Genomic DNA, 11,102 nt, shown 5'->3' on the forward strand with positions numbered 1-11,102 from the left:
GCCGCCGCGGGCCCCGGGACCGCCATCGATCAGATCGAGGCGGTGCTCGACGAATCGGGCCGGTTGATGCGCGAGTACCCCTATTTGGCCGCCTTCGATCGGGCGATTCGCACAGAGAGCAACGAGCATCCGGCCAGCGGTCGGCCACGGTACGCCGGGCTGAAAGCGTTGCGGGACACGATAACTGAGATCATCGGTGACGCCCGGGCGCAGGGTGCGCTACCACTCGACACCCACGCGGACGCCGCGGCCGATGCGATCCACGCACTGGCGCGCGGCCTCACGGAGCGGGCCGCCACTCTGGCTCCGGACGCGTACGCGGCCGCGCTGGATTGCGCCAAGGAACTGATCAGCGGAACGCTCTTCGCCCGCCCGGCCGGCGCCCAACGATGAAGTTACTCACCGCGCTGCGGCTCAACATGACCAATGTCGCCGATCCCACAGCGCGTCAGGCGGATCGCTACCGGGCCGCGCTGGACATGGCGGAGTTCGCCGACCGCCACGGCTTCACCGCCGTCAGCGCAGAAGAACATCATCTAGCCGCCACGAGTTGGCTTCCGTCGCCGTTGATTCTGGCCGCCGCCGTCGCGGGGCGCACACACAGCGTGCGCATCAGCGTCAACGCGTTGATCGTCCCGCTCTACGACCCGATTCGGCTGGCCGAGGACATCGCCGTGCTGGACAACCTCACCCAGGGCCGCTTCAGTTTCGTGGCCGGCATGGGTTACCGGCCCGAGGAGTATCTCGCCGTCGGCAAGGACTGGTCCAGGCGGGCGACCCTGATGGACCACTGCCTGACGGTCCTACTCAAGGCGTGGAGCGATCAGCCCTTCGAATACGAGGGCGCGCTCATCAACGTCACCCCGAAACCCTGTACCCGTCCGCATCCGATCCTTTTCGTTGGCGGTATGACCGCCGCGGCGGCCCGGCGCGCGGCCCGCTTCGGACTTCCGTTTTCACCACCGATGGCCATGCCCGAGGTCGAAGCCGTCTATACGCGGGAGTTGCGCAACCACGGAAACGAAGGCTTCGTCTACCACCCCGAGAACGGAAGCACCGTCACCATGCTGCACGCCGACCCCGACGAGGCGTGGGCGCGTTACGGGGACTTCATCCTGGCGGAGGCGGCCGAGTACAGCGCCTGGAAGCGCGCCGACGTGCCGCGGCCCAGCGAAACCGCGCCGGCCTCCGTCCGGGACCTGCGCCGCCTCAACCATCTCGAGATCCTCACCCCGGAACAGTTGATCGATCAGATCCGCGGTGGCAGAGGAGAAGTCGTGGTCAACCCCCTCATCGGCGGTCTTCCGATCGACGCGGGCTGGGCCAGCCTGCACCTAATGACCGACGAGGTTCTGCCCAACGTGTGACCTGCCCGCCGACAGCGCGTCACCCAGGCTCCACACGGCGACACCGATCAGCACCAGATCCTTCAGCAGGAACTGGCCCGGTAGCGCCGACAGCACGGGGAGACCACCGGCATGCGTCGCGACCACCCCGGGTGTGGTGAACAGGAAGCTCAGCGTTCCACAGAACAGCACCACCGCCAGCGCGCTGCCGGCCGCCGATGCGCGCGGCCACACCGGCCGAAGCGCGATGAGAAGGGCGGCAACGATTTCCATGGTCCCCAGCCCGCGCGCGACGGTGGCGACGCTGAACACGTCGTAGATCCAACTCATCAGCGGGCTGTGTTCGATGAGCACGCGGGATTCCATCTTCACGTACTTCCCGAACCCGATCCAGGCCAGCACGACGACCAGTCCGTAACGGCTGATGAGTTGTCCCGACCGGGTCAGCGGCTGCGCCAGGGAGTGCGGTGTCCCCGCGTGGGCGACGGCCGCGGGCGATTCGATTTCGTTCACAGAGCAGCCACGACTTGCGCGCCGCTTCCGTTCAGCGTCGCGGCTTATCCGGCGTAACGATCGCGCAACTGGGCCAGCGTCGCTTCGATTCCGGCGGCGTTGCCTTTACAGGCCCCGATTCGCTCGTAGTACTTCAACGCGTTCTTGACCGCACCGGCGTCGCGATAATCGAACGTCTCCGTGACCCGGGTCCGGGTCGGCGAAAGCGCCTCGAATTGCCACCGCCAGCGGTGCCCCACCGGGTGACGCCATTCGACCAGTTCGTTCGGTTTCAGGGCCGTCACCGTGCTGGTGATGCGGTACGGCAGGCCATACATCTTCATCTTGGTCGAAAACTTCGACCCCACAGTCAATTCCGCGGGCACGCTGATATTGTCACGCACGGTGCCCGACCCATCCAGTTCGCTGTGTCGCCGCGGATCGGCGGCCATCGCATACAGTTCGGCGGCGGGCGCGGCCACTTCGACCGACCGGCTTACCTGCCGCGGGCCCGCGTCGACAACGGTGACGGTCATGATCTTTCCTTTCGGCTGTCCGGCAGCTTCGACTCGACGCTACGCTCGCCGAGTCGAACTCAGAACAGCAGAATTCCCACCGCGGGTGACCCGCGGCGAGAAGCCCGCGTCGGGAGGAGCCGAAAGTAGCAATGAGTCAATCCATTTCGGGAAAGGTGGCCCTGATCACCGGCGCGGCGCGGGGGCAGGGCCGGGCACACGCCGTGCGCCTGGCCGCCGAGGGCGCCGACATCATCGGGGTCGACATCGCCGGGCCGCTGCCGCCCAGCGTTCCGTATGACTCGCCGACACCCGAGGATCTGGCCGAGACGGCACGGCTGGTGAGCGCCAACGGCAAACGGGTCATCACCGCGGCCGTCGACATCCGTGACCTCGAGGCACTCAAGGGTGCCGTCGATGCGGCGGTGGCCGAACTGGGCCGTCTCGACATCATCGTTGCCAACGCCGGAATCTGCAGTCCCGCTCCGTGGGATCAGATCACCGCAGAAGCGTTCCGCGACACCATCGACACCAACGTGACCGGGACCTGGAACACGGTGATGGCCGGCGCTCAGCACATCATCGACGGCGGCCGCGGTGGGTCGATCATCCTCATCGGATCGGCCGCCGGCATCAACATGCAGTCGTTCATGATCCACTACACCGCGAGTAAGCACGCGGTCGTCGGGATGGCTCGCGCATTCGCCGCCGAGCTCGGCCGGCACAACATCCGCGTCAACAGCCTCAACCCTGGAGCGGTCTCGACACCGATGGGGACCGGCCGCATGCGCGAAGCGCTGCAAGCCGCCGCCGACAGCTACCCGCACTTGCGGGGCCTGCACAAGCCGCTGTTGCCCGAGGGGATCGCCCGGCCGGAGGACATCGCCGACGCCGTCGCTTGGCTTGTTTCCGACCAGTCCCGGTTGGTCACGGCGACCCAGCTTTCGGTCGATATGGGCGTGGGCTACGTCTGAGCCGGTCGTGGCCGATCCCGGCCGCGGTCTTGGCGCTTCCACCAGGCAGAATGGTGGTGCCCCGTTGCCTCCGAGGTTTCCCTGCCGGCGCCCGGTTGCGCCAACGGCTCGGTGTGGGAATACCTCGCGGGGACGCGGACGTTGACAATTGGCATACCCCGCCGGGGTATCAGGAAGGGAATGACATGACCACGAGCGAATACCGGGTCGACGGGATGAGCTGTGGCCACTGCGAGGCCGCCGTCAAGGATGAGGTCGGCCGCCTCCCCGGTGTTGAGCGCGTGGACGTCAGTGCCGACACGGGCAGGCTGGTGGTCACCAGTTCTGTTCCCGTCGACGCGGCCGCGGTCCTCGGCGCGGTGGACGAGGCCGGCTACGAGGCCGTGCTGGTGGCATGAGCGCGGCGCCGGTGAGCCAAATCGAGCTGAAGATCGCGGGGATGACGTGCGCGTCCTGCGCCGCCCGGATCGAGAAGAAGCTCAACCGGCTCGACGGCGTGGTCGCCACCGTCAACTACGCCACTGAAAAGGCCGCGCTCACAATCCCGTCGGGATACGACCCGCGGTTGCTGATCGCGGCCGTCGAACAGGCCGGTTACACGGCAGCGCTGCCGCCCCGACGGGAGGCACCCGCGCAGGCCGACGGGCCGGAGCTGAGCGCTCTGCGCACCCGGCTGATCACCACGGCCGTCCTCGCCGGCCCGGTGATCGCCATGGCGATGGTGCCCGCGTTGCAGTTCCGCTATTGGCAGTGGGCATCGCTGGTCCTGGCCGCACCGGTCGTCGTGTGGGGCGGCCGCCCGTTTCATGCCGCCGCCTGGACCAACCTCAAACGCGGGGCCGCCACCATGGACACGCTGGTCTCGATCGGCACGCTGGCGGCGTTCCTGTGGTCGTTATATGCGCTGTTCTTCGGGACGGCCGGCGAACCGGGGATGCGCGACGGCTTCGAATTGACCGTCCGCCCCTCCGACGGCGCCGGCAACATCTACCTCGAGGTCGCCGCGGGGGTGACCCTGTTCGTGCTGGCCGGGCGGTACTTCGAGAAGCGTTCGAAGCGGACCGCGGGAACCGCGTTGCGCGCCCTGCTGGAGCTCGGCGCCAAGGAGGTCGCGGTGCTTCGGGACGGCGCCGAAACCCGCGTCCCCGTGGACCGCCTCGCCGTCGGGGACGACTTCGTGGTCCGGCCCGGGGAGAAGATCGCCACCGACGGCATCGTGGTCTCGGGTTCGTCGGCCGTGGACGCCTCGATGCTCACCGGCGAATCCGTCCCCGTCGAGGTCGGCGAGGGCGACCCCGTCACCGGGGCCACGGTCAACGCCGGCGGGCGCCTCGTCGTCCGCGCCACCCGGGTAGGCGACGACACGCAGCTCGCGCACATGGCCAAGCTGGTCGAGGAGGCCCAATCGGGCAAGGCCGAGGTGCAGCGGCTCGCCGACCGCATCTCCGGCGTGTTCGTCCCCGTGGTGATCGGCATCGCCCTGGCGACGCTCGGTGCGTGGGTCGCGCTGGGCTTCCCACTCATCGCGGGACTGACCGCGGCCGTCGCGGTGCTGATCATCGCCTGCCCGTGCGCGCTGGGCCTGGCGACCCCGACCGCACTACTGGTCGGCACCGGCCGCGCGGCTCAGCTCGGAGTGCTGATCAGGGGGCCCCAAGTCCTGGAGTCCACCCGCAGGGTCGACACGATCGTGCTCGACAAAACGGGCACCGTTACCACCGGCAAGATGACTCTCGTCGACGTGATCACTGGGCCGGGGACCGACCGCCAAACGCTGCTGCGCTACGCCGGTGCGCTCGAGGATGCGTCCGAACATCCCATCGCTCGAGCCATCGCCCACGCCGCGAAAGCCGAGCTCGGTGCCCTGCACCCCGCCGAGCGCTTCGCCAGCCTCGAAGGCAGCGGCGTGCGAGGAGACGTCGACGGCCGCACCGTCGTCATCGGGCGGGCGAGCCTGCTGGCCGACTGGGGCCAGCCGCTGGACGGCGCGCTGTCGGCGGGCAAGGCCCGCGCCGAGAGTGCGGGCAAAACCGCGGTCGCCGTCGGCTGGGACGGCCGCGCCCGTGGGGTGCTGGTGGTCGCCGACACCGTCAAACCGACCAGCGCCGCAGCGGTCCGGCAGTTCAAGCGGCTGGGCCTGACGCCCATCCTGCTGACCGGCGACAACGCGACGGTCGCCGATCGGATCGCCGACCAGGTCGGCATCACGCAGGTCGTCTCCGAGACGCTGCCGGCCGACAAGGTCGCCGCCATCCGGCGGCTGCAGTGCGAAGGCAAGGTCGTCGCGATGGTCGGCGACGGCGTCAACGACGCCGCGGCTTTGGCGACCGCCGACCTCGGGGTGGCAATGGGCACCGGCACCGACGTCGCGATCGAAGCCGCCGACCTCACCGTCACGCGCGGTGACCTATGCGCCGCGGTCGATGCGATCCGGCTGTCCCGGCGCACGCTGAGCACCATCAAGGCCAACCTGTTCTGGGCCTTCGGCTACAACATCGCCGCGATCCCGCTCGCCGCACTCGGCATGCTCAACCCGATGCTGGCGGGCGCCGCGATGGCCTTTTCCAGCGTTTTCGTGGTCGCCAACAGCCTGCGGCTGCGCTCGTTCAGCAGCGTCACGGCCGCCTAGATCACCGCGCCCACACGCCACGCTGGCAGGCGGGCGGGTGGGATCGGTGTGGGATAGTTGTTGCGACCCCCCGCGTTCGAAAAGACCACGGGTCCGCCCACGCAGCGATCGACTCAGCAAAGGCAACGACCGTTGGACCAATTCTTCGGACGACTGTCCCTGCTGCACGGCTGGTTTCCGCCTGCCGTGCAGGGGCTGACGCTGCTGGTGTTGATCATCGCGATCCAGTGGCGTGCGCCGCGCTGGCTGAAGCGGGTGCTGCCCGTGGCCCTGATCGCGGCCGTCGCGGTGACCGCGCTCGCGTATTGGTACATCACGTCGCTCGGCGTGGCCGGGGACCCGGCGCCGACGACGCTGTGGCTGTGGATCGCGCTGAGCGGCCTGGCCGCCGCGGTCTTCCTGGTGGGCTGGCGGGGCGCCCGCTGGTGGCGTCGCGGGGTAGCGGTGCTCTCCATACCGCTGTGCGCCTTGTGCGCGGCGCTGGCGTTGAACGGCTGGGTGGGCTACTTCCCGACGGCGCTTGCCGCCTGGAACCAGCTCACCTCGGTGCCGTTGCCCGACCAGATCGACCGGCTGCGGGTCACCGAGATGCAGGTCGCCGGTACCAGGCCGACCAAGGGCGTGGTGGTGCCGGTGGACATCGACGACAACGCCTCGCACTTTCGCCACCGCCGGGAACTGGTTTATCTGCCGCCGGCATGGTTCAACAGCAATCCGCCGCCTCGATTGCCGGCGGTCATGATGATCAGCTCGGCGTTCAACACCCCGGCAGACTGGCTCGGCCCTGGCGGCGCGTTCACCGCCATCGACAACTTCGCCGCCGCCCATCGCGGCTTCTCGCCGGTGCTGGTGTTCGTTGATCCCACCGGTTCGTTCGACAACGACACCGAGTGCGTCAACGGCAGCCGGGGCAACGCCGCAGATCACCTCTCCAAGGACATCGTGCCGTTCATGGTGTCGAACTTCGGCGTCAGCGCCGACCGGGCCAACTGGGGCGTCGCCGGATGGTCGATGGGCGGCACCTGCGCGGTCGACCTGGCCGTCATGCATCCCGAGCTGTTCAGCGCGTTCGTGGACATCGCCGGTGACCGCAGCCCGAACGTCGGCCCCAAGGATCAGACGATCGCCAAACTGTTCGGCGGCGACCGCGCCGCCTGGGCGGCATTCGACCCGCTCACGGTGATCGCGCGGCATGGTCGCTACACCGGCTTGTCGGGCTGGTTCGACGTTCCGGGATCGTCGGAGCCGCGCAACGTCGCCGAGGAGGCCAACCCCACCGGGAGCGCTCCCAGCACCGACCCCGCCGCCAATCCGGAGGGCCAGGACGCCGCCGCCAACGCGTTGTGCGCCGCGGCCAGCGCTAACGGCATCACCTGCGCCGTGGTCAGTCAGCCGGGCAAGCATGACTGGCCGTTTGCCGCCGGGGCGTTTGAGGCGGCGCTGCCCTGGCTGGCCTCGACGCTGGGGACACCCGCCGCCGAGCCGGTCCAGCTGCCCCAACGCGGCGGCACGGAATCACACTGATCGCGAAATTCACAGCTGACCCTCCCGTAACGCATCCGACATATTGTTCCTGGTAGTGGTACGGTTCGCTGCTGATGGCTGGCGATTTCGTGTACGACGGGCGGCCCCTCCGGGGGTCGGCTCCAAGCGCGCAGCGGCGCAGCCAACACCGGGCCCGGTCCGGATCACCCCGTCCGACGTTTGCTCCGGGCCTTCGCCTGCCCGCGATGAATCGCCGCCAGTTCCTCGGTTCGCTCGCCGCGTCGGTCGTCGCCGGCGTCGGCGCGGCCCGACTGGTGGTCGACCCGCAGCCGCGAACGTTCGCCCAGGCGCCGTCGGCTTCCGGCGCCGCGACCTCGGGCCCGACCGCCCCGACGGCGCTGTTGCCGCCGCCGCCGCTGAGCGCCCGCATCCCGCTGCCCGGCGGGGGCGCGCTGATGAAGATCCCCGGCGAGGGCGACCTGCTCGCGCTGACCGTCGACGACGGCGTCAACAGCGAGGTGGTGCGGGCGTACACCCAGTTCGCCAAAGACACCGGCGTGCGGCTGACCTACTTCGTCAACGGCACCTACGACTCCTGGACCGAGAACAAGGAGATGCTGCGGCCCCTGGTCGACAGCGGACAGATCCAACTCGGCAACCACACGTGGTCACACCCGGACCTCACGACGCTGCCCAAAGAGCAAGTGGCCCAACAGCTCAGCCGCAACGACGAATTCCTGAAGAAAACGTACGGCATCGGCGCAAAGCCATACTGGCGGCCGCCGTACGCGAAGCGCAATGCCGTCGTCGACGCCGTGGCCGCCGACCTGGGCTACACCGTGCCGACGTTATGGTCGGGTTCGCTGTCGGATTCGACGTTGATCACCGAGGAGTACATCGTGCAGATGGCCGATCAGTACTTCACGCCGCAGGCCATCGTCATCGGGCACCTCAATCATCTGCCCGTGACGCACGTCTACCCGCAGCTCGTCGACACCATCCGCGAGCGCAACCTGCGCACCGTCACACTCAACGACGTCTTCCTCAAAACGCCGTAGCCGCAACAGTTCAGCGCGCCGGCCGGATGTTCTGGTTGATGCGGAACACATTGCCGGGATCGTATTGCGCCTTGACCTCCGTGAGCCGCTGGTAGTTCGGGCCGTAGGTGGCGCGCACCCGCTCCTGGCCCTCGTCCATCATGAAGTTCACGTAGGCGCCGCCGGCCGAGTACGGATGGGTGGCGTCCCAGTAGTCAACGGCCCAGCGCTTCAACAACTCCGCATTCGCCGGGTCCGGATCCGCGCCCGCGATCACTTGCGAGAAGTTGACGTCCCGGTACGCCCACGCGGTCTCGGATTGGCCCACCCGATGGACCGCGCCGTCGATCGGGTACAGGTGCATCGTGGAATGCATGGTCGGCAGCTCTTCGGCGAAGCGGGCATGGGCCGCGACGGCGCCGTCGGGCACCGTGCGGAAGAAGTCTCCGCGCCAATACCATTGCAGCCCCTTGGGATACAGGCCGTCGAAGGTGGACTGCAGCGCCGGGAACGAAGCGGCGCCCAGCCCGTCGAAGGCCGGTTCCATCTGCCGGACCGGCGCGAACGCTTCCTCGGCGCCGGCGGGATCGCCGGTGTAGCACCAGACCACGGCGCACGCCTTCTGCAGGTGGAACGCCTCGGGGAACGGCGCCACCGGCGGGACGGTCATGGCCGCGAAGAATCCGTAGAGATCCTCGTCCTGCGCCGGCATGAAGTCCCGGTACCACGAGAGGACATCGGCGGTGGCCGACGCGGGCCACGCGGTGGGACCGCAGATCACGGTGTGCACGGGATGCAGCCGGAACGTGAATGACGTGACCACGCCGAAGTTCCCGCCGCCGCCGCACAGCGCCCAGAACAGGTCGGGATGCTCGGATTCGGACGCCCGCACCACGCGGCCGTCGGCCAGCACCAGCTCGGCCTCGACCAGATTGTCGATGGTCAGGCCGTACTTGCGGGACAGGTAGCCGTGGCCGCCGCCCACGGTCAGGCCGCCGACTCCGGTGGAGGAGATGATGCCCGACGGCGCCGCCATCCCGTATGCGTGCGTCGCGCCGTCCACTTGCGCCCACGTCGCCCCGCCCTCGACCTTGGCGGTGCGGCGGTCGGCGTCGACGTCGACGCGGTTCATCGGCGACAGGTCGATGACCAGCCCGCCGTCGACGGTGCCGAAGCCGGGGCCGTTGTGACCGCCCCCGCGCACGGCGACAACGAAGTTGCGGTCCCGCGCGAATTCCAGGGCGGTCGCGATGTCCGCGGGCGAACCGCAGCGGGCGATCACCGCGGGCCGCTTGTCGATCATGCCGTTGTGGACCGCCCGCGCCTCGTCGTACCGCGGGTCGCCGGGCAGGATCACATGTGAGCCGAGCCGGGTGCGTAATTCGTCGGTTGCGGTTGTGAGGCTCATGGCCCACACCTCCTTGTTTGCTCGCCGGTCTTGATGCGGCGACGTTACGAGGCCGGTGAGCCGCGCGTCATGACCACAACCGAGCATTTCCGGGGCATTCCACGATAGTCACATCTGACTATCGACCGACCAATACCGGCGCGGCTACCTTGTTTGCATGGCGCAGTGGGTGCCGCCCCCGCTCCCGGCCGAACTGATCGCTCGCCGCCGCGGCCCGCTCGTGGGTCGCGACGCGGAACTGGCGGTGTTCGAGCAGGCCTGGGAGCGGGTCGAGCGGGGTAATCGCCAGGCGGTGTTCATCGGCGGCGAGCCCGGCGCCGGCAAGACGCGCCTGGCCGCGGAGGTGGCCGGAACGTTGTTCGACCACGGCGTGACGGTGCTGGTGGGAAGTTCTACGGCCGACGAGGACCTGCCGTACGCGCCCTTCGCCGAAGCGCTCGACCGGCTGATGGTCGCCGGTCCGCCGGGTTCGATGGCGGAAGCGTTGAGCGACGCGGGCCCTCAGTTGCGACGGCTCGCACCGGAAGTGGTTCGGCATTTGCCCGACGGCGCCCCGGCCCCGGATGTCGGGCCGGCGCGGCAGGCCCTCTTCGATGCACTGACCGGCTTCCTGCGCCGTCTGGCGGTCGATCGCCCGGTCGCGCTGATCCTCGACGATCTGCACTGGGCGCAGCTCCCCACCCTCGCGCTGCTCGAGCACGTGCTGATCGGCTGCGCCGATGTGCGTGTGTTGGTGGTGGTCACGTTCCGCACGACCGAGCCCGACCGGTCCGACGACCTGGCCACCCGCCTGGCCGAGCTGCACCGGTTCGACGGGGTGCGGCGCCTCGACCTGGCGGGCCTGGACACCGAGGCGATCGCCGAGTTCGTCGCGCGAACCCAGCAGCTTGCGCCGGCGTCGGTGCGCACGGCAGCCGCCCTGCTGCGCGAGCGGACCGGCGGCAATCCGTTCTTCCTGACCGAACTGGTCAACGACCTCGAAATCCGCGGCGGGCTGGCCACATTGAGCACCCAGCAGACGGTGCCCGGATCGATCGGGGACGCCATCGCCCGCCGCCTCGCCGGACTGGGGACGGGGGTGCGGGCGGTCATCGAGCAGGCGGCGGTGCTGGGCCAGACGTTCGACCTGCCCGCGCTCATCTCGACCTGCGACACGGAAGTCGGGGCGACGTTGGCGGCGATCGATTCGGCCGAGGCCGTCGGGCTGGTGCGCGCG

At 69.1% G+C, this 11,102-nt stretch carries 10 protein-coding genes and 1 pseudogene; 8 read left to right on the forward strand and 3 right to left on the reverse strand.

The window, feature by feature from the left end:
* Positions 1 to 393: pseudogene (locus A5697_RS28030) on the forward strand (TetR/AcrR family transcriptional regulator); the annotation flags it as partial.
* On the forward strand, positions 390 to 1,367 hold the full coding sequence (locus A5697_RS09595) for an LLM class flavin-dependent oxidoreductase (RefSeq protein ID WP_067944459.1): 978 nt from the start codon (positions 390 to 392) through the stop codon (positions 1,365 to 1,367). The pseudogene A5697_RS28030 and the gene A5697_RS09595, both read left to right, overlap by 4 nt.
* Here A5697_RS09595 and A5697_RS09600 read toward each other — a convergent pair.
* On the reverse strand, positions 1,335 to 1,850 hold the full coding sequence (locus tag A5697_RS09600; protein WP_231972031.1) for a YkgB family protein: 516 nt from the start codon (positions 1,848 to 1,850) through the stop codon (positions 1,335 to 1,337). The two genes, A5697_RS09595 and A5697_RS09600, sit on opposite strands and share 33 nt — an antisense overlap.
* Positions 1,851 to 1,903: 53 nt before the next feature.
* Entirely contained in the window at positions 1,904 to 2,374 is a 471-nt protein-coding gene (locus A5697_RS09605) for an SRPBCC family protein (protein ID WP_067944461.1), read from the reverse strand.
* Positions 2,375 to 2,505: 131 nt separating this feature from the next.
* On the opposite strand from A5697_RS09605, the gene A5697_RS09610 reads away from it, so the two are divergent.
* The 5 genes from A5697_RS09610 (at position 2,506) to A5697_RS09630 (ending at position 8,499) form a co-directional block, all read left to right on the forward strand.
* Complete coding sequence (locus tag A5697_RS09610) at positions 2,506 to 3,327, forward strand: mycofactocin-coupled SDR family oxidoreductase (protein WP_068010047.1); 822 nt, start codon at positions 2,506 to 2,508, stop codon at positions 3,325 to 3,327.
* Between the two features lie 185 nt (positions 3,328 to 3,512).
* The gene (locus tag A5697_RS09615; RefSeq protein WP_067737954.1) at positions 3,513 to 3,725 is read left to right on the forward strand and encodes a heavy-metal-associated domain-containing protein; all 213 of its coding nucleotides are present in this window, start codon (positions 3,513 to 3,515) and stop codon (positions 3,723 to 3,725) included.
* Positions 3,722 to 5,956: a cation-translocating P-type ATPase gene (locus A5697_RS09620; protein WP_068010049.1), complete on the forward strand. Its 2,235-nt coding sequence runs from the start codon at positions 3,722 to 3,724 to the stop codon at positions 5,954 to 5,956. The genes A5697_RS09615 and A5697_RS09620 overlap by 4 nt, the downstream gene beginning before the upstream one ends.
* Before the next feature lie 132 nt (positions 5,957 to 6,088).
* Entirely contained in the window at positions 6,089 to 7,480 is a 1,392-nt protein-coding gene (locus A5697_RS09625; RefSeq protein ID WP_067945749.1) for an alpha/beta hydrolase family protein, read from the forward strand.
* 206 nt (positions 7,481 to 7,686) lie between these two features.
* Positions 7,687 to 8,499, forward strand: coding sequence for a polysaccharide deacetylase family protein (locus tag A5697_RS09630; RefSeq protein ID WP_068010051.1), 813 nt, complete (start codon positions 7,687 to 7,689; stop codon positions 8,497 to 8,499).
* 10 nt (positions 8,500 to 8,509) lie between these two features.
* On the opposite strand, the gene A5697_RS09635 is transcribed toward A5697_RS09630, so the two are convergent.
* The gene (locus A5697_RS09635) at positions 8,510 to 9,886 is read right to left on the reverse strand and encodes an FAD-binding oxidoreductase (RefSeq protein WP_068010057.1); all 1,377 of its coding nucleotides are present in this window, start codon (positions 9,884 to 9,886) and stop codon (positions 8,510 to 8,512) included.
* Between the two features lie 157 nt (positions 9,887 to 10,043).
* On the opposite strand from A5697_RS09635, the gene A5697_RS09640 reads away from it, so the two are divergent.
* Positions 10,044 to 11,102: AAA family ATPase (locus A5697_RS09640; protein WP_156673230.1), on the forward strand; the 1,059-nt coding region annotated here is incomplete at its 3' end.

It is taken from the genome of Mycobacterium sp. E3251, assembly GCF_001666835.1.
GTDB lineage: Bacteria > Actinomycetota > Actinomycetes > Mycobacteriales > Mycobacteriaceae > Mycobacterium.

Bases quoted from the DNA above. Each gene is read 5' to 3' on its own strand.
- A5697_RS09595 (WP_067944459.1), top strand. From the start codon at position 390: ATGAAGTTACTCACCGCGCTGCGGCTCAACATGACCAATGTCGCCGAT.
- A5697_RS09605 (WP_067944461.1), bottom strand. From the start codon at position 2,374: ATGACCGTCACCGTTGTCGACGCGGGCCCGCGGCAGGTAAGCCGGTCG.
- A5697_RS09610 (WP_068010047.1), top strand. From the start codon at position 2,506: ATGAGTCAATCCATTTCGGGAAAGGTGGCCCTGATCACCGGCGCGGCG.
- A5697_RS09615 (WP_067737954.1), top strand. From the start codon at position 3,513: ATGACCACGAGCGAATACCGGGTCGACGGGATGAGCTGTGGCCACTGC.
- A5697_RS09620 (WP_068010049.1), top strand. From the start codon at position 3,722: ATGAGCGCGGCGCCGGTGAGCCAAATCGAGCTGAAGATCGCGGGGATG.
- A5697_RS09630 (WP_068010051.1), top strand. From the start codon at position 7,687: ATGAATCGCCGCCAGTTCCTCGGTTCGCTCGCCGCGTCGGTCGTCGCC.
- A5697_RS09635 (WP_068010057.1), bottom strand. From the start codon at position 9,886: ATGAGCCTCACAACCGCAACCGACGAATTACGCACCCGGCTCGGCTCA.